Here is a 16,106-nt window from a genome sequence, read left to right on the forward strand (position 1 = left end):
GCCGCACGGGCCCGTCGTGGCGGCGGGGAGGGGCGACACGTCGCGGCGGTCCGGCCACGACATCGTCCGCAGGAAGCGGGAGTTGACGCCCGTACCCGGTGAGTGCGGCCACACGGCCCGCGCGATGGAGGGGACGGGGGCGCGTCCACGGCGCCTCTCGGGCCCGGTGACACGCCCCAGGTCATCCGATCGCCAGGGGAGCGGTCATGCCGGGCCCGGAGGCCGACGGCCCTCTTGCGGGACCGCGAAGAAGGATCGTGGAGCGTGGCTGTTCAGAACGCCTTGCTGTTGCAGCCCATGTCCGAACCGAGGTGGGTGCGCTGCGCGCCCGGGTCCCCTTCGCCGTTCAGCAGGTTGCCCGCCAGGCCGTTGATGGCGCCGACGCTGCCGAGCACGTCGATGTTCATGTCGTGCGAGCGACACTCGATGCCCTGCGTGACGTCGAAGTCGTCGTGGCCCCGGTCACCGTGTGCGAAGGCGGTGCCGACGCCGAAGGAGCCGACACTGCCGAGGACGGCGCCCACGAGGACGACCTTCTGAAGCTTGCGCATTTCTTCTCCGTTGGTCGAGCGGATGCGATCTGAAGCAGATCGAGTTGGGACGGCGGACAACTGCGGGGAGGTATCAGCCGAGTCGGGGCAGACCCAATTGGCCCACGGGAGGCGCCGCGACCTGTCCGAGGCCGAGCCCGGGTACCTGCGGGGGGCCGCCCGGCGCGATCAGCGGGTTGATGAGCGGGTTCACTGCAGGGTTCACCTGCGGGTTCACCTGCGGTGCGACACGCGGCGCGGGCTCCGGGTTGAAGACCTGGGGCATGGCCACCTGCGGCGCGACCTGCGGAGTGACCTGCGGAGTGACCTGCGGCGCCGTCTGCGGCGCGACCTGCGGCACGACCTGCGCCGGCTGCTGCTGGGGGGCGGTCTGCTGCGGGGCGTACGGCGAGCCGGAGGCCTGCGCGACGCCGCCCGACGAGGCCCAGGCGGAGGCCTGACCACTCTGCTGCGGGGCAGGCGCCGGGGGTGCGTACTGGGGCGCCGGCTGGGAGTAGGACTGCGGAGCGGAGAACTGGGCGGTGCCCGTCGAACGGGACGTTGCCGTGGCCTGCGGAGCACTCTGCTGGGGTGCCTGGTACTGGGGAGCGGGGGCCGCGTACTGGGGCGCCTGGTACTGGGGAGGGGGCGCCGGGGGCGCGTACTGGGGCGCCGGATACTGGGGCGCGGGGGCCGCGTACTGGGGTGCCGAGTACTGAGGAGGAGGCGCGGGGGGCGCGTACTGGGGCGCCGGGTACTCGGGAGCGGGCGCCGGAGCACCGCTGTACCCGACGGGGGCGTCGGCATAGCTGACGCCGGCGCCGATGGCGGACAGACCGCCGGCCGCCGCTACGACGATCGCGGCTTTGTGAAGCTTTCGCATGGAACCCTCGGCCCTTCAATACCTGTACAGGGAAATCCGTTGTATTCAGTGCAGTCTTGCGTGCGCTCAGTCTGATATTCCTACTGCGCCCCGACAGGGGTAATCCTGGGCTGTCGTGTGGACTTCACGCCGGAGCCGACAGCGGATCCCGTAGCCCCTCTCGCCGATGCATGATCGCTGCCCTTTCCCAGCTGGCAACGACATTTCCTCCGATCCGGTCACGGCATCCAAAATTCCGTCACCCATTTGCCATCGATCGGATTACCGGCCCTTCGTGCCACGGATGAGTGAGGACGTGTCGCCCCGTCAAGAACGAGTGCGCGACCCGTACTCCCCCGCCGATGATCCACACCTCTGGCAAATGGGTGACCGCACCCCGGATCCCGTGACTGGCCCCGCACTCATCTCGTTCCCCACGGGCCAGAACGATGGCCCATCGCAGCCGCACAGGGCAGCGAACGCAGCCTCACAGAGCAGCGAAATCAGCAATAGCCGCAATGGCTCATCAGCATTCCAGTACGTTCCATGCACAGGTCAATGAAGGGCCGAGGGTTCCATGCGCAAGCTTCAGCACGTCGCGCTCATCGTCGCAGCAGCCGGCGGTCTGTCCGCCGTCGGCGCCGGCCCCAGCTTGGCCGCCGCTCCCGTCGCGTACAACGGTGCTGCTCCGCCCCCCGTTGCGCAGCCGGACGTCCAGGCCGCCTCGTCGACCACCACGCAGGCCAGCACGCGAGGCTACGGCTCGCCGGCCGCGCAGCAGCAGGGGGCCCCGCTACAGCCCGCTGAGGTCAGCCCGCAGGTCAACCCACAGCTGAACCCGCAGCTCAGCCCGCAGATCTCCCCGCAGTCGGCACCGGCGCAGGCGCAGGCCGCCCCGCCGAACCAGAACAACCTCTTCCACCCGGACCAGGAGTGCAGCCCGCAGTCCCTGCTCAACGCGAATCTCCCCGTCGCCCTGCTCGCCGCCGCGGAGACCAAGGGCGTCAACTGCACCCAGGCCAACAGCCAGGCGAACGCCCTCGCCAGCGCCCGCTAGGGCCGCCGGACGGCCGGACATCGACGCCCGGCACGGGTCCTTCGGGGATCGCGCCCCCGAAGGGCCCGCTCGTAGGCGTTGCGGCTTCAGGATGATTCCGCAACAAGATCACGGAACCCGGCGCGTCGCCGGGCTGATTTCTGGATATTTCGTATTAATCTCCGTGACTGTACGAAGTCGATCTGTTGCAGATCGCATCCACTCACTCCACCGGAGATGACATGCACAAGCTTCGCAAGGCTGCCGTCCTGGTCGCTGCCCTCAGCAGCGTCGGACTCCTGGGTGCCGGCACTGCCCACGCCGACGGCGGCCACGGCGACAAGAAGGACGGCGGCGACCGCTACAACGTCCTTCAGAGCTCCAACTGCAAGTCGCACGACCTGAACCTCGACCTCCTCGGCAACGTCGGCATCCTCAACGGCCTGCTCGGGCTCAACGACGAGGGCAACCCTGGCGCACAGGACACCCACGTCGGCTCGACCCAGGGCTGCAACAACAGCGCCTGGTAGGCACATGACGGCCGCACAGGCGGCCGAAAGCGGGAAACAGGTCCCGGCACCGAGCCCCAGGCCCGGCGCCGGGACCCCTTTTATGTCGCAGTGGCCATTTTTATGTCGCAGTGGCCATCCGATCGGCATAGGCGGCGAGCCGACGGGCCAGGTGCCGACGTCGCGATTCACTCACGGAGCGGGGTATTTCCCCGCCATCGGCCAAGGCGGTGAGGATTCCCTGAATGCGGCGTGCCGCCCGTTGTTTTGAAGATATTTCGTATTAGCGTCCATAACTGCACGAAGTTGATCTGTCACAGATCGAATCCCTTTACACTCCACCGGAGATGACATGCACAAGCTTCGCAAGGCTGCTGTTCTGGTCGCTGCCATCAGCAGCGTCGGACTCCTGGGTGCCGGCGCCGCCCACGCCGATCAGGGCGGCTGGGGCAAGGGCGGCGAAGACGGCAAGAGCTTCAGCGTCCTGCAGAGCAGCACCTGCAAGTCGCACGACCTCAACCTCGACATCCTCGGCAACGTCGGGCTTCTCAACGGCCTGATCGGGCTCAACGACGAGGGCAACGCGGGCGCACAGCAGACCTCCCTGGGCTCGAGCCAGGGCTGCGACAACAGCGCCTTCGGCAAGAAGTAAGTCAGAACCTCCCTCGGTGCCCCGGCCACAGGCCGGGGCACCGAGGCATTTATGTCGCCGGAAAGCCCTGTCCCAACGGTCGAGATATCGGGTAACTCCGTCAGGCCACGGCCGACCGACGCCCCAGAAGGCCGAAATGCCGGATCGGGAGTGATCCCGGTCCGGCATTCGCCGATCGCACCTCAGAACTCGAAGTGAGGCCGCTTGAAGCCCTTGGGCAGCTGCACCTTGTTGGAGCAGTCCACAACCGGCCCTACCTTCGTGGACCCGGGGGTGTTCAGCATTTTGTCGTCGAGCCCCGCCAAGCGCGGCCGGTCGATCGTCTCGCAGTCCTGCGTCTGCTTGACGACCAACCTGCCGTCCTCGTCGATGTGGACGGTCTCGCTCTTCCGAATGCAGGTGGTTTCACCCGCGGCGGAGGTCTTGCAATCACCCCGGGGGTCATCGGCCTGCGCCTGCGGGGCACCGACGTAGATCACGGCGAGACTTCCGAGAAGCCCCGAGACGGTTGCGATCTTCTGCCGACTGAACATGTGCTGCGCTCCTTTGCGATCGAGGCCCGGGCGCCTGTGCCGTTGATCGGCGTGCGCCCGAGCCTGGGAGAAGGTCAAATACGGGACCCGGCGTCCGACGCGTCTTCAACCGCGTCCGGCGACGGCGTGGGTGCAGCCCGGGCGCGCACCCTGATGGGTTTGTTGCGCGACCGGGCTGCCACTGCCGTTGAGGGTGTTGTCCAGCACACCGCTGAGCAGACCGAGCCGATCCAGGACATGGACGTCCAGATCGTGCGGCTTGCCTACGGTGCCTACGGTGTTCTGACGGATATCGATGCGCCTGCCGTGGCGCTCCGAGGCGATGTGCGACGCGATGGTCCGCGAGGCGACCGGTTGCTGGGCCGACCAGGGTGCGGGCTGCGGCACGACCACCTGCGAACGACCTAGGGGGCCCACTGCGGCGTGGAGTACGGGGTCGCTCGCCCCGCGACCGCCGCGGCTACGACCGCGGCCCGCCGAAACGTGCGCATCGAGCCCTCGGCGCTTTTCTACTTGGAGCCGTACGGAGCGGAGTACTGGCCGTAACCGCCCTCCGGCGCGCTGTACTTGGGGCCGTCCTCCTGCGCACCGTACTTGGGGCCGTACTCCTGCGCACCGTACTTGGGGCCGCTCTCCGGCGCGGAGTACGGAGCCGCCTGCTGGCCGGAGTACGGCTGGCTGTACGGGGCGCCCCACGTGGCCACAGCGTTGGCCGTCGAGGTAGCCACCGCGGTGACCTGCGGAGGAGCGTCGTAGCCCCCGGCGAAGCTGACGCCGACGCCGAGCGCTGACAGCCCCGCGACCGCTGCGGCTACAACGGCGGCCCGCTGAAACTTGCGCATATTTTGACCCCTTCTTAGCTGGGCTCGAAGCCCTTGATTGACTACCTAATGTGAGCATATACACACTAAAAGTAGTCATTTGGGATCTAGGACCCTTCTGCGCGCCGTGTCGGCTGAGGGCGAGACCCCCTTCCGTCCACCCCGCAGGGACTTGAAGGGAGATGAGAAAGCGGGTGATGCGGCCGGTCGTGCGCTCACCGTTCTCCCCCTGAAACGACCCTTCCCCGGGGACGAGTCACGGGCAGGGACGGGCGGTCACCCGTTTGCCCGCCGACGCGCGTGAGCTGCGCGACTGTGCGGGGGCGCAGACGCGGAAGCAGCGGATGGCCGACCCAGGTCACCCCGGTCCGGCCATCCGCTGCTTGAAAGGTGAGGGAGGTGTCGGAAGGTTCCGCCCAGGGCTCAGCCCAGCAGTCCGCCCAGCGCCAGGGGACCCTTGTCACTGTCGTCACTGTTGTCGGCTCCCGGCGCCGCGTCGGGGGCACAGGTCACCTCGGGCCCGATCCGCGTGCTCCCATTGTTCAGAACGGGGATGACGGGCAACGAAAACGGCTTCGTCGGCACGCAGCTCTGTGCCTGGCGGAAGGCCAACCCGTCACCACCGTCGCGCATCGCGGGCATGGCGCCGACGATCCGTTGCACGCAGGTGACGTTGCCCTCAAGGTCGACAGTGCAGGTGCCCGGGCCTCCCGCGGCATACGCCTGGGTGGCGCCGGCGCAGGTCACGGCGAGGCCGCAGAGAAGCCCCGAGAGGGCCGCGATCTTCTTCCTACTGAACATGCGATGCTTTTCCTTTGTGAGAGACGCCCGGACGTCGTGCGCCGCGAACCGGCCGCGCCGGGCCCTGGGAATGTCGGAGAGACGGGCTCCGGCGTCCGACCCATGTCCGGAACGTTCGGGTCCGTTTCGCTTACGAAGTGAGGGCCGGACTGCCGAAGGCACTGTTGCCGCAGTCCATGCCCGAGCCGACCGGTGCGGCCTGGGCACCCGCCGGACCCTCACCGCTGAGCACATTGCCCAACACACCTTTGAGCAGCTCGACCTCACCGAAGAACGTGCCGCCGGGGGCGGCTGCCGCGACGCCCACGTGCGAAGCATGCGTCGCATCGTCTTCAGCGGTGTGAACGAACGGGTGCGAGCGACCGGCCCCTCGTGGCTCGGCGAGCCGGTCCGAAGCGCCGGAGACCGCCCATCGACGCGCCGGGTTTCAAGCCGGCGCGAACGCACGCGGGCCGCAGGAGCGGCCTCGCGCTTCGGCGGCCGCACGTGAACGGGCCCCTTCGGGGGTGACCCCGAGGGGCTCGCGGAAAGCGTCGCGCACGATTACGCCGCCGACCTCAGCCAGTGAAGGCGTTGTTGAACTGGCCGCAGGTGGTGTCGAAGGTCTCGGAGAGACCGAGGACGGCGATCGGGAGGTCGCTCTCGGCCACCGTCTGCGGACTGCACTCCTGGTAGGGGCGGTAGTGCTCGTTCACCTTCGGCACATCGTCGTGGGCGTAGGCGGTACCGGCGGCGGCACCGATAGCGGACAGACCGCCGGCCGCCACTGCTGCGATCATGGCCTGCTGGAACTTACGCATGGAACCTCGGTCCTTCATTGCCTGTATAACGAGGCTGATTGCCTACTGTGACTGAACGAACACTAACAGTAGCGATCCGAGGTATTCCACACTGGCGGATATCCCGTGTCCCAGCGGGGACATGGGCGCATGCGCGGTCGCCGGGGGCCGGCCGGACCAGCCCGTGGCGCCCCCTCGGCCCGAGCTGACGACGACTCAACCCGGCCTGGTACAGGCTTACTTGGCGCTGAATATCGACCTACCGGCCACTGGTCGGGAGGGCCCGCTCGGGAGGATTCGAGCCTTCGGCCACGTGTCGAGAGGTCGCTCACTCCCCGTATTCCATCCCAACTCGTCCGCACCACAGCCCCGTTCACCGAGCCGTACCGGGCGTGGCGGAAGAGCGTCCCGGCGGGGCCGTCGTCTGCCCTGTCACCGCCTCGCCGGCGATGACAACCGCGAGGCGACCGACGAGGCACCGCTCGGCGCGTCCCCTCTCTCTCCTCCCCGGTGCGGGCTAAGATCCCCAAGCCGCTCCTCGACGTGCTCCCCGAGTACCTCAACTCCGGGTTCGACGAGGTCCATGCGCAGTAAGGCTCCTTCTCCGCGTACGAGAAGCAGGCCCTCGGCCTGGACTCGAAGAACTCCGCGCCCGCAAGCGCGAGCTGCTCGTGGGACGAAACGCCCGGGCTGACGCCACCGGATGCCCGGCGGACCGATTGGCCCACAACCGCCGATCACTCAATCCACTCAAAAGTGGGAACAGATCATGTTCCGGGTGCCGTCGTTCGCGGTCGCGGCATTCCCTTGATCGGGTCCGCCCGATCCGGGCTCGCAACTGTGAACGGAGACGCCCGTGCGAATGACCGACATCCAGCGTTGCGAGGTCCGGCCCGGACGGCTCGTCGAGTGGGCGCTCAGTCCGGCGACCGTCACGGCGGCGGCGGGCCTTCCGGAGGACCCCCGGCCGCCGGCGTACGTCCAGGAATCACACATCAGGACCGCCCGATCCGTGCAGGAGGACGGCCTGTTCGTGCCGACCTGGCTCGGCACGGCTTTCGACATCCCCGGCAGGGTCGACCTCGACGCGCTGCAGGACGCGCTGCGCAGCTGGACGCTCCGGCACGAGACGCTGCGCAGCGGATTCCGCTGGGACGGCGACGAGATGCGCCGGTTCACGCTCGACACCGAGGCCGTGTCGCTCCACCGCGAGGTGGTCGGCGACTTCCCCGACGCGGCCCAACTCGTCCAGCGCCTCCAGGACCGCTTCGACGCCGCAGCGAACGCGCTGCGCTGGCCCAACTTCCTCTACGCGGCGGTCACCAGGGACGACGACACCAGCGTGTACATCGCCTTCGACCACAGCAACGTCGACGCCTACTCCATCCAGCGCATCCCCGCCGAGATCCACGAGCTCTACGCGGCAGCCGTCGAGGGCCGCTCCTTGGAGGAGTCGCCGGTCGGCAGTTACGTCGACTTCTGCGAGATCGAGCGGGCGGACGCGGACCGGATCGACGACACCCACGCGATCGTCGACCGCTGGCGGGAGTTCATCCGGCGATGCAGCGGGAAGCTGCCCAACTTCCCCGTCGACCTGGGTCTGAAGCCCGGCGGCGCCCTGCCCACGCAGAAGCTCATGCGCGAGATGCTCGTCGACGCGGACGCCGCCGCGGCCTTCGAGTCGTACTGCCGGCCCTCCGGTGGCAGCCTCGTCGGCATCCTGGCCGCCACCAGCCTCATCGTCCACGAGATCGGCGGGGGGCCCGTCTACCGCGCTGTCGTGCCGTTCCACACCCGGGTGAAGTCCAAGTGGTCCGACTCGGTGGGCTGGTACGTCGGCGGCGCGCCGATCGAGGTCCCCATCGACCGGGCACCTGATTTCACCGGCGCCCTGAGGACCGTACGTGCCGAGCTGCAGGCCAACAGGTCGCTGGCGCGCATGCCCCTCGCCCGAGTACTGCGTCTGCTCGGCTCCGACTTCCGCCCGACCTCGCCCGACCTGTACTCGATCGTCTCGTACGTCGACGCGCGAGGCATCCACGGCTCGGAGCGCTGGGCCGAGCTGACGGCGTACGGACTCGTCAGGGTGTCCTACGGCGACCAGGTGTGCGTCTGGCTCAACCGACTCCACGAGGGCCTGTGGTTCACCTGCCGCTACCCCGACACGGACATCGCGTACAAGAACATGCGGCTGTACGTCGAGCGGCTCCGGGACGTCATCCTCACCGTGGCCGGCGAGCAACGCGCCCGCGAACTCGCACCGCACGAGCTTGCCGGGTGAGGGGCACGGCCGACGCCGTCATGAGTCGCGTGAGAACGTCCCTTGGGGCTCCTCGGCGGCCCTCGTCGAGGCTCGCCGCGCTGAGGACCACCAGTCTTGGCCGACTGCCCCCACGCGCGTGGAGCCGCCGACCCAGTTTCAAGGGCCGGCGGCCGGCCTCGCCTGCGGCGACAGAACCACCAAACGCAAAAGATTTGCGGCGGTTCAGTTGACGACGGGTCCGGGGTTGGGGTTGGTCCAGGTGCCGTAGTCGATGTTCTGGTCGGGCCCGAGGTCGCTGCCGGCAGCATTGCTGTCATTGGTCTGGCCGGTGGGGGGCTGGGTGTCGCCGCCCCTGGCGTCTTCAGGGCTGCCGTTGCCACCAATCTGGGTGTCGCCACCCGTGGCTGCGACGTCAGGGTTGCCGTAGCCACCGGTCTGGGTGTCGCCACCCCTGGCGTCTTCAGGGTTGCCGTAGCCACCAAACTGGGTGTCGCCACCCGTGGCTGCGACGTCAGGGTTGCCGTAGCCACCGGTCTGGGTGTCGCCGCCCCTGGCGTCTTCAGGGTTGCCGTAGCCACCAATCTGGGTGTCGCCACCCCTGGCGTTCTCAGGGTTGCCGTTGCCACCGCTGGCGGCCTTGTCGGTGAAGATGGGGCCGGGGCGCGCGTCTCCGGTCCGACTCTCGGCGACCATGAGGGAGCCCATGTCCACCTCATCGGAGTTGGGCTCAGGATCCATCCCCGGCGCCACGACGCCGCCGTTGGCAACAGGGTCGTCTGCTGGGATCTTTGAGATCTTTTGGTAATCCCTGTGCCTGCTGTAGGCATCGAGGAGGGCGGAGCCAGGGTCGTCGGTGCCGGTGGTGACGCCGGTGGCGCTGGCGGTCGTGGCGGCGAAGGCGGAGGTGGTGGTGAGGGAGACGCCTCCAGTAGCGAGTGTGGTGGCGATCAGCAGGGGGGCGAGGCGTCGGGTGTTGATGATGGCCATGAGAAGGGCTCCTTAGGGCGGCAATGGGGTTCGGACGAGGCAGTCGGCGGGTCCGCGTTCGTGCCGTCGTCCGTGTCTCCATTACGCCCCGCGCCCGGAGCGGGGGTCATGGCCCGGGAAGTCGGGACTTGACACTGCGGCCCCGCGGCCGTCCCTTGTGACCGTCTTCTCCCAGCCCCTCCAGCGGTACGGGGTCCCGGCCCCGCCCCCGATGGCGGTGACGATGAACGTCTACACGCACGTGAGCGACGGGGAACGGCGGGAGACCATGGGGCACATGGATCGCCTGCTCAGGCGCCGCCGATAGCGGGACTGCCGTCAAGAACTACCGTCAACGCCCCCGTGATCGACGATCGCGGGGGCGTTGTCCCAGGTAGGGATGGAGCCCCCTGTCGGATTCGAACCGACGACCTTCGCTTTACAAGAGCGGCGCTCTGACCAGCTGAGCTAAGGAGGCCTGCACGCGCGCGTGTGGCGTACGTGCCCGTGCAGTGTACCCAGGTCCCAGCGGCGCCCGATCGAAAATTTCCGCGAGGTTCACTGGTCCCGGAGTACTGACAGAGCAGGTGAACGCCAGGTAGCGTCCTGACCCAGTTCACTCTTGTGGACTACACCACAACGGAACCGTCCGTCGTGGACACCACCTTTACTCGGATCGTCCGGCACGTTCCTGCCGGTGAAGGGGGCCTATCACCATGGCCACTGTCTCGTTCAACAAGGCGACCCGCATCTACCCGGGTGGCGACAAGCCCGCCGTCGACCAGCTCGAGCTCGACGTCGCGGACGGCGAGTTCCTCGTCCTCGTCGGCCCCTCCGGCTGCGGAAAGTCCACCTCCCTGCGCATGCTCGCGGGTCTCGAGGACGTCAACGCCGGCTCGATCCACATCGGTGACCGCGACGTCACGCACCTGCCGCCCAAGGACCGGGACATCGCCATGGTGTTCCAGAACTACGCGCTCTACCCGCACATGACGGTCGCCGACAACATGGGCTTCGCGCTCAAGATCGCCGGTGTCCCGAAGGCCGAGATCCGCCAGAAGGTCGAGGACGCGGCGAAGATCCTCGACCTCACGGAGTACCTCGGCCGCAAGCCGAAGGCCCTCTCCGGCGGCCAGCGCCAGCGTGTCGCGATGGGCCGCGCCATCGTGCGTGAGCCCCAGGTCTTCCTCATGGACGAGCCGCTGTCGAACCTCGACGCCAAGCTCCGCGTCTCGACCCGTACGCAGATCGCCTCGCTCCAGCGCCGCCTCGGCATCACCACCGTGTACGTCACCCACGACCAGGTCGAGGCCATGACCATGGGCGACCGCGTGGCCGTACTCAAGGACGGTCTGCTCCAGCAGGTCGACTCGCCGCGCAACATGTACGACCGCCCCGCGAACCTGTTCGTCGCCGGCTTCATCGGCTCACCGGCGATGAACCTCGTCGAGGTCCCGATCACCGACGGCGGCGTGAAGTTCGGCAACAGCGTCGTCCCGGTCAACCGCGAGGCCCTCAAGGCCGCCGCCGACAAGGGCGACCGCACGGTCACCGTCGGCGTCCGCCCCGAGCACTTCGACATCGTCGAGCACAACGGCGAGGCTGCCAAGACGCTGTCCAAGGACAGCGCGGACGCCCCGGCCGGCCTCGCCGTGTCGGTGAACGTCGTCGAGGAGCTCGGCGCCGACGGCTACGTCTACGGCAGCGCCAAGGTCGACGACAAGCTCACGGACCTCGTCGTCCGCGTCAGCGGCCGCGCGGTCCCGGAGAAGGGCGCCACGCTGCACGTCGTGCCGCGCCCGGGCGAGACCCACGTGTTCTCGACCTCGACGGGCGAGCGCCTGTCCGACTGAGACCGGTCCCCGGGAGAGTGCTCCCACACCCCGTAAGGGTGGAATTCACCCAAGTTGACGAAGAGGGCCCCGCAACCTGCTGCGGGGCCCTCTTCGTTGTCGACAAATACCCCGGCAGACCGGTCATTTCGATACGTGTACGTCAACGCGCTACCCAAAAAAAGCCGCTTCCCCGTCCCCCGAACCGGTGACTAAATGTCGCCAAATCATCACCCCGCGCTACTCTCACTCGCGTGAAGCACTCCACCACTAACCAACGGACCCGGCGTGGCCGTGGCCCCGCCCGCCGGATCGGCCGCACCCTCGCCCTCGTTCTGCCTGTCGTCCTGGTGCTCTCCGGGACCCTCGCGGTCACCCGAGTCAACTGGTCGGGGAACCCCTCGAGCTCGGTGCTCACCGCGTCCTCCGAAGACGTCTCGACACGAGCCGTCTCCCGCGCCCCGCAGGACGTCCTACGCGACAAGCTCCTGCTGGAGCTCCAGGAGAAGGACCCGGGCGTCGCGCTCACGCACCTCCAGGAGGCGGTGAACGGGCGGCCGTCGCTCGCGAAGCACTGCGTCTCGATCGCCCGCGCCCTGGGCCGCGCCGCGGTCCGCAAGTACGGGCCGACGCGCGCCCAGTCCTTCGCCCGCCCGGCCTGCGACACGTCCTTCGCCTCGGGGGTCGCCACCACACACCTCTGAGCGGTCCCCCGTGACTCTCAGGTAACAGCTCATTAAGGGAACGGTTGCCAACAGAAGCCGCGAGCGGGGCGCCACGTACAGTTCGGGCATGACCGATCCGAACGCCGCGTCGCGCCCCGTTCAAGCCGTTGTCCTGGCCGGCGGCCAGGGCTCGCGGCTGCGTCCGTACACCGACGACCGGCCCAAGCCGATGGTCGAGATTCCCGGCACCGGGACCCCGATCATCGGCCACCAGCTCACCTGGCTCGCCGAAGAGGGCGTGACCGACGTCGTGGTCTCCTGCGGCCACCTCGCCGAGGTCCTCCAGAAATGGCTGGAGTCGGCCGACCTGCCCGTCAACGTCACGACGGTCGTCGAGACGGAGCCCCTCGGCCGCGGCGGCGGCCTCAAGTACGCCGCCGCGCACCTCCCGCACCCCGACAAGCCGTGGTACGCGACGAACGGCGACATCTGGACCCGTTTCTCGCTGCGCGACATGGCGGACTTCCACACCGAGCGCGACGCGGCCGCAACCCTCGCGCTCGCCCGCCCCCGCATCCCGTGGGGCGCCGTCAAGACGGACGGCTTCGGGCGCGTCACGGACTTCATCGAGTCCCCGCCGACCACGTACGAGATCAACGCGGGCGTCTACGTCTTCTCCCCCGAGTTCGCCGGCATGCTCCCCGAGCGCGGCGACCACGAGCGCACCACGTTCCCCCGGCTGGCCCGCGAGCGCCGCCTGGCCGGCTTCCCCATCCCCCAGGGCGCGTACTGGCGCGCCATCGACACGGCGAAGGACCTGAGGGAAGCCGCGAAGGAGCTTGCGGCGCTGGGGCGTTAGACGCCATTCCCGTACGCCGAAGGCTCTGGGGTGTGGGAGCCCTTCCGATGCCTCGAAAGCCCTGTTCCGGTACGTCGAAAGGGGTCCCGCACGTCGACCGTGCGGGACCCCTTTTGACGTCAGCGTCGTCTTCGTCGTCGAGTCAGCCGGTGGGGTGCTTCAGGATGCCTCCCACCGGCCCGCCTACCCCAACAGACCACCCACCAGCCCCGACTGCCCGGAGGAGCCGTCGCCGCCGGAGCCGCCACCCGTCGAGCCTCCGCTCGACGTGCCGCCGGTGGATGTCGGGCCCGCGCTGGTGCTCGGGGCCTGGTGCGCCGGTGAGGACTGCTGGGGCGGGGCCTGACCGCCGCCCTGGGTCTGGCTGGGCCCGCTGGTGACCGTGCCGGTCTCGCGCGCCGCACCCGGCGTGGCGGCCGCGCCCGACGGGGACGAGGAACTGCTGTGGCTGGGCGCCTCGGAGGCCGACGGGGTGGCCTTGTAGTGGCGCTTGCCCGGCGTCTCGGGGAGCGGGGAGCCCGGCAGTTCGTTGCGTGGGGCCTCGCCGGGGCCGGGCACGACCACCCGGTCGGCGTCGCGCACGGCGCCGCCGAGGAGCGAGCCGATGAGCAGCGTGAGCCCGACGACGATGGCGGAGACGAGCGCGCCGCGGCGCAGCACCCGGTGCCGCAGCTCCCAGATGTCGGCGCGCGGCCCGAGCGTGCGCCAGGCCTCGCTCGCGAGGCGTCCGTCGATGGAGTAGACGGGGGCGCCCGCGATGATCAGCGGGGACCAGGCGGCGAGATAGATGATGTCGGGCGCGTCGTAGGCGGGGACCGTCTTCCAGCTGACGGTGACGATGAGCGCGGCCGAGAGCATCGCGCCGACGATGGCGGCGACCCGCTGCCACAGCCCGAGCACCGTGAGGACGCCCACGATGACCTGGAAGAAGGCGATGACGAGACCGGAGCCGACGGGGTGCTGGAGCGCGAACTGCCGCAACGGCTCGGCGACTTCCCAGGGATGCAGCGTGTTCAGCCACTTCACCATGGAGCCGCGCTTGCCGCCGTCGAAGTAGACGGGGTCGCAGAGCTTGCCCATGCCGGCGTAGATGGAGATGAACCCGAGGAAGACGCGCAGCGGGAGCAGCACGACGCCGAGGTTCATCCGGCGACCGGGGTAGTAGGCGTGCCGGACAGGTTCCGCGCCGTGGCGCTTGAGCGGCGCCTCGCCGTCCTCGTCCTCCTCGAAGGCCTCGTCCGCGAACTCCCCGCCCGTGTAGGCCGGTTCGTCGTACGCGCTGCCCACCGTGCGCATGTGCGGCAACAGGCGGGTCTCGCCGGAAACGGGGGTCCCGCCCGCTCGCGCGGAGTCGTGAGCTCGGGGGAGGCCGCGCTGGCTGCCGACGAGGGGCGTCTCGACGGTCAGATCGCCCTCGTACTCGCGGTGTTCGTCGATGCGCGGGATGACCTGGGTCGCGCCGGCGTCGCCCGTCGGGTCGGCGGAGCCGTGCCGCTGGCTGGTGCTCCGCACGGCCTGCAGCAGCCGATGGGCTCCGGTGTCGTCCGGCGCGGACTTCCCGCTCCACACGACGGGGGCGCGGCGGCGGGCCCCGGCGGCCGGACCGGCCGCGCCCGCTCTGCCCGCCGCACCGACGACGGGACTCCGCGCGGTGTCGCCGGTGGAGCTCACGTACCTTGCGATGCGCGGGGATTGGGTCCGCGGAGCGGTGTTGAGCTGCACGCGGAAGCTCGCATGATTGACGATGACCTGCGCCGGATCGCTCGGCACCTTCACCATGCTCAGCGCGGGAGCGTCGTCGAATCCCGACGAGCGGTCCCCCGTGGGTGTGCGGGGTGTTCTGGTGTCCACACTCATCTAACCGAGTGACGTGTGCTTAGGACACTGCTTTGACCGCCCCGATCTGTCCGGACCGCGTCAAGGTCATACCGAACATCCCGATTACCCCATGGGGAGTGAATACGCGCACAACTGTTCAGCCGCGCCAGGCATGCCCGGCGCGGCTGTTCAGGCACTTCAGGCGCGACGCCGCGAAGCCTCGTACAGCACAACTCCCGCGGCCACACCGGCATTCAGCGACTCTGCGCCGCCCGGCATCGGAATCCGTACCCGGAAGTCGCAGGTCTCGCCGACGAGCCGCGACAGCCCCTTGCCCTCGCTCCCGACGACGATGACGACCGGGCCCTCCAGGGCCTCCAGCTCGCCGACCTCGACCTCACCGTCGGCGGCCAGGCCCACCACCGCGATGCCGGACTTCTTGTACGCCTCCAGGGCGCGCGTCAGGTTGGTGGCGCGGGCGACGGGCGTACGGGCCGCGGTGCCGGCCGACGTCTTCCAGGCGCCGGCGGTCATGCCGGCCGCGCGCCGCTCGGGCACGAGCACACCGTGCCCGCCGAAGGCGGAGACGGACCGGACGACGGCACCGAGGTTGCGCGGATCGGTCACGCCGTCGAGGGCGACGATCAGCGGGTCCTGGCCCTCGTCGAACGCGGCGTTCACCAGGTCCTCGGGGTGCGCGTACTCGTACGGCGGGACCTGGAGGACGAGACCCTGGTGGTTGAGCCCGTTGGTCATGCGGTCGAGCTCGGGGCGCGGGGCCTCCATGAGGTGGATGCCGCCGCGCTCCCCGGCGAGCTGGAGGGCTTCGCGCACCCGCTCGTCGTTGTCGATGAACTGCTGCACGTACAGCATCGTCGCGGGCACGCCCTCGCGCAGCGCCTCCACGACGGGGTTGCGCCCGACGACCATCTCGGACGTGCCCTTGCCGCCACGCCCGCGAGGCGCGGGACGGCGCGCGGTCTGCTTGGCCTTGGAGCCGGCGATGCGGTTCTTCTTGTGCCCCTTGCGCATCTCGGCGGGCGGGGTGGGGCCCTTGCCTTCCAGGCCCCGGCGCCGCTGGCCGCCACTGCCGACCTGCGCGCCCTTCTTGCCGGACATGCGGCGGTTGTTAGCGGCCATGACCTACCTGTCTGTGTGCGGCATGCCGTTGCTTTGCATG

18 protein-coding genes and 1 tRNA gene are annotated in these 16,106 nt (G+C 69.2%); 7 read left to right on the top strand and 12 right to left on the bottom strand.

Annotated elements, in window-relative coordinates; all coding sequences use genetic code 11:
- Window positions 1-272: 272 nt before the first annotated feature.
- Window positions 273-551, bottom strand: coding sequence for a hypothetical protein (locus tag ACFVXA_RS14830; protein WP_362016850.1), 279 nt, complete (start codon window positions 549-551; stop codon window positions 273-275).
- A 73-nt stretch (window positions 552-624) separates the two neighbouring features.
- Complete coding sequence (locus tag ACFVXA_RS14835) at window positions 625-1,413, bottom strand: hypothetical protein (RefSeq protein ID WP_390025178.1); 789 nt, start codon at window positions 1,411-1,413, stop codon at window positions 625-627.
- A gap of 556 nt (window positions 1,414-1,969) precedes the next feature.
- Between ACFVXA_RS14835 and ACFVXA_RS14840 the strand changes: the two genes are divergently transcribed.
- The 3 genes from ACFVXA_RS14840 to ACFVXA_RS14850 all read left to right on the top strand — a co-directional run bounded on the left by ACFVXA_RS14840 (window position 1,970) and on the right by ACFVXA_RS14850 (window position 3,589).
- Window positions 1,970-2,449, top strand: a complete 480-nt coding sequence (locus tag ACFVXA_RS14840) for a hypothetical protein (RefSeq protein WP_362016854.1) — start codon at window positions 1,970-1,972, stop codon at window positions 2,447-2,449.
- Between the two features lie 221 nt (window positions 2,450-2,670).
- Window positions 2,671-2,958, top strand: coding sequence for a hypothetical protein (locus tag ACFVXA_RS14845; RefSeq protein WP_362016856.1), 288 nt, complete (start codon window positions 2,671-2,673; stop codon window positions 2,956-2,958).
- Window positions 2,959-3,289: 331 nt separating this feature from the next.
- Window positions 3,290-3,589, top strand: coding sequence for a hypothetical protein (locus tag ACFVXA_RS14850; RefSeq protein WP_362016858.1), 300 nt, complete (start codon window positions 3,290-3,292; stop codon window positions 3,587-3,589).
- Window positions 3,590-3,771: 182 nt separating this feature from the next.
- Here ACFVXA_RS14850 and ACFVXA_RS14855 read toward each other — a convergent pair whose 3' ends face one another.
- The 6 genes from ACFVXA_RS14855 to ACFVXA_RS14880 all read right to left on the bottom strand — a co-directional run bounded on the left by ACFVXA_RS14855 (window position 3,772) and on the right by ACFVXA_RS14880 (window position 6,544).
- Window positions 3,772-4,122, bottom strand: a complete 351-nt coding sequence (locus ACFVXA_RS14855; RefSeq protein ID WP_362016860.1) for a hypothetical protein — start codon at window positions 4,120-4,122, stop codon at window positions 3,772-3,774.
- Between the two features lie 105 nt (window positions 4,123-4,227).
- A complete protein-coding gene (locus ACFVXA_RS14860; RefSeq protein ID WP_389466984.1) occupies window positions 4,228-4,515 on the bottom strand; it encodes a hypothetical protein in 288 nt (95 codons plus the stop codon).
- 116 nt (window positions 4,516-4,631) lie between these two features.
- Window positions 4,632-4,964 (bottom strand): hypothetical protein, encoded by a 333-nt coding sequence (locus tag ACFVXA_RS14865; RefSeq protein ID WP_362016864.1) that lies wholly within the window; start codon window positions 4,962-4,964, stop codon window positions 4,632-4,634.
- A gap of 402 nt (window positions 4,965-5,366) precedes the next feature.
- Window positions 5,367-5,744 (bottom strand): hypothetical protein, encoded by a 378-nt coding sequence (locus tag ACFVXA_RS14870; RefSeq protein ID WP_362016866.1) that lies wholly within the window; start codon window positions 5,742-5,744, stop codon window positions 5,367-5,369.
- Between the two features lie 130 nt (window positions 5,745-5,874).
- Window positions 5,875-6,051, bottom strand: coding sequence for a hypothetical protein (locus tag ACFVXA_RS14875; RefSeq protein WP_390025180.1), 177 nt, complete (start codon window positions 6,049-6,051; stop codon window positions 5,875-5,877).
- Between the two features lie 250 nt (window positions 6,052-6,301).
- Window positions 6,302-6,544 (bottom strand): hypothetical protein, encoded by a 243-nt coding sequence (locus tag ACFVXA_RS14880; protein WP_362016870.1) that lies wholly within the window; start codon window positions 6,542-6,544, stop codon window positions 6,302-6,304.
- Between the two features lie 835 nt (window positions 6,545-7,379).
- On the opposite strand from ACFVXA_RS14880, the gene ACFVXA_RS14885 reads away from it, so the two are divergent.
- Window positions 7,380-8,804: a condensation domain-containing protein gene (locus ACFVXA_RS14885; protein ID WP_362016872.1), complete on the top strand. Its 1,425-nt coding sequence runs from the start codon at window positions 7,380-7,382 to the stop codon at window positions 8,802-8,804.
- Between the two features lie 204 nt (window positions 8,805-9,008).
- On the opposite strand, the gene ACFVXA_RS14890 is transcribed toward ACFVXA_RS14885, so the two are convergent.
- Both ACFVXA_RS14890 and ACFVXA_RS14895 read right to left on the bottom strand, forming a co-directional pair.
- Window positions 9,009-9,773 carry a hypothetical protein gene (locus tag ACFVXA_RS14890; RefSeq protein WP_390025182.1) on the bottom strand — a complete coding sequence of 255 codons (765 nt, stop codon included), beginning with the start codon at window positions 9,771-9,773 and terminating at the stop codon, window positions 9,009-9,011.
- A 380-nt stretch (window positions 9,774-10,153) separates the two neighbouring features.
- Window positions 10,154-10,230: transfer RNA gene (locus ACFVXA_RS14895), tRNA-Thr, on the bottom strand.
- A 238-nt stretch (window positions 10,231-10,468) separates the two neighbouring features.
- Here ACFVXA_RS14895 and ACFVXA_RS14900 point away from each other — a divergent pair.
- The 3 genes from ACFVXA_RS14900 (at window position 10,469) to ACFVXA_RS14910 (ending at window position 13,108) form a co-directional block, all read left to right on the top strand.
- On the top strand, window positions 10,469-11,605 hold the full coding sequence (locus ACFVXA_RS14900) for a sn-glycerol-3-phosphate ABC transporter ATP-binding protein UgpC (RefSeq protein ID WP_362016876.1): 1,137 nt from the start codon (window positions 10,469-10,471) through the stop codon (window positions 11,603-11,605).
- A gap of 233 nt (window positions 11,606-11,838) precedes the next feature.
- Window positions 11,839-12,288, top strand: coding sequence for a hypothetical protein (locus ACFVXA_RS14905; protein ID WP_362016878.1), 450 nt, complete (start codon window positions 11,839-11,841; stop codon window positions 12,286-12,288).
- Window positions 12,289-12,376: 88 nt separating this feature from the next.
- Window positions 12,377-13,108 (top strand): NDP-sugar synthase, encoded by a 732-nt coding sequence (locus ACFVXA_RS14910; RefSeq protein ID WP_383739071.1) that lies wholly within the window; start codon window positions 12,377-12,379, stop codon window positions 13,106-13,108.
- A 183-nt stretch (window positions 13,109-13,291) separates the two neighbouring features.
- Here ACFVXA_RS14910 and ACFVXA_RS14915 read toward each other — a convergent pair whose 3' ends face one another.
- Both ACFVXA_RS14915 and rlmB read right to left on the bottom strand, forming a co-directional pair.
- The gene (locus ACFVXA_RS14915) at window positions 13,292-14,965 is read right to left on the bottom strand and encodes a DoxX family protein (RefSeq protein ID WP_383900726.1); all 1,674 of its coding nucleotides are present in this window, start codon (window positions 14,963-14,965) and stop codon (window positions 13,292-13,294) included.
- Window positions 14,966-15,124: 159 nt separating this feature from the next.
- Window positions 15,125-16,066 (bottom strand): 23S rRNA (guanosine(2251)-2'-O)-methyltransferase RlmB, encoded by a 942-nt coding sequence (gene rlmB, locus ACFVXA_RS14920; protein WP_362026645.1) that lies wholly within the window; start codon window positions 16,064-16,066, stop codon window positions 15,125-15,127.
- Window positions 16,067-16,106 lie beyond the last annotated feature (40 nt).

Source organism: Streptomyces sp. NPDC058246 (assembly GCF_042881985.1).
Lineage (GTDB): Bacteria > Actinomycetota > Actinomycetes > Streptomycetales > Streptomycetaceae > Streptomyces.

Bases quoted from the DNA above. Each gene is read 5' to 3' on its own strand.
- ACFVXA_RS14830 (WP_362016850.1), bottom strand. From the start codon at position 551: ATGCGCAAGCTTCAGAAGGTCGTCCTCGTGGGCGCCGTCCTCGGCAGT.
- ACFVXA_RS14835 (WP_390025178.1), bottom strand. From the start codon at position 1,413: ATGCGAAAGCTTCACAAAGCCGCGATCGTCGTAGCGGCGGCCGGCGGT.
- ACFVXA_RS14840 (WP_362016854.1), top strand. From the start codon at position 1,970: ATGCGCAAGCTTCAGCACGTCGCGCTCATCGTCGCAGCAGCCGGCGGT.
- ACFVXA_RS14845 (WP_362016856.1), top strand. From the start codon at position 2,671: ATGCACAAGCTTCGCAAGGCTGCCGTCCTGGTCGCTGCCCTCAGCAGC.
- ACFVXA_RS14850 (WP_362016858.1), top strand. From the start codon at position 3,290: ATGCACAAGCTTCGCAAGGCTGCTGTTCTGGTCGCTGCCATCAGCAGC.
- ACFVXA_RS14855 (WP_362016860.1), bottom strand. From the start codon at position 4,122: ATGTTCAGTCGGCAGAAGATCGCAACCGTCTCGGGGCTTCTCGGAAGT.
- ACFVXA_RS14865 (WP_362016864.1), bottom strand. From the start codon at position 4,964: ATGCGCAAGTTTCAGCGGGCCGCCGTTGTAGCCGCAGCGGTCGCGGGG.
- ACFVXA_RS14870 (WP_362016866.1), bottom strand. From the start codon at position 5,744: ATGTTCAGTAGGAAGAAGATCGCGGCCCTCTCGGGGCTTCTCTGCGGC.
- ACFVXA_RS14880 (WP_362016870.1), bottom strand. From the start codon at position 6,544: ATGCGTAAGTTCCAGCAGGCCATGATCGCAGCAGTGGCGGCCGGCGGT.
- ACFVXA_RS14890 (WP_390025182.1), bottom strand. From the start codon at position 9,773: ATGGCCATCATCAACACCCGACGCCTCGCCCCCCTGCTGATCGCCACC.
- ACFVXA_RS14900 (WP_362016876.1), top strand. From the start codon at position 10,469: ATGGCCACTGTCTCGTTCAACAAGGCGACCCGCATCTACCCGGGTGGC.
- ACFVXA_RS14910 (WP_383739071.1), top strand. From the start codon at position 12,377: ATGACCGATCCGAACGCCGCGTCGCGCCCCGTTCAAGCCGTTGTCCTG.
- ACFVXA_RS14915 (WP_383900726.1), bottom strand. From the start codon at position 14,965: ATGAGTGTGGACACCAGAACACCCCGCACACCCACGGGGGACCGCTCG.
- rlmB (WP_362026645.1), bottom strand. From the start codon at position 16,066: ATGGCCGCTAACAACCGCCGCATGTCCGGCAAGAAGGGCGCGCAGGTC.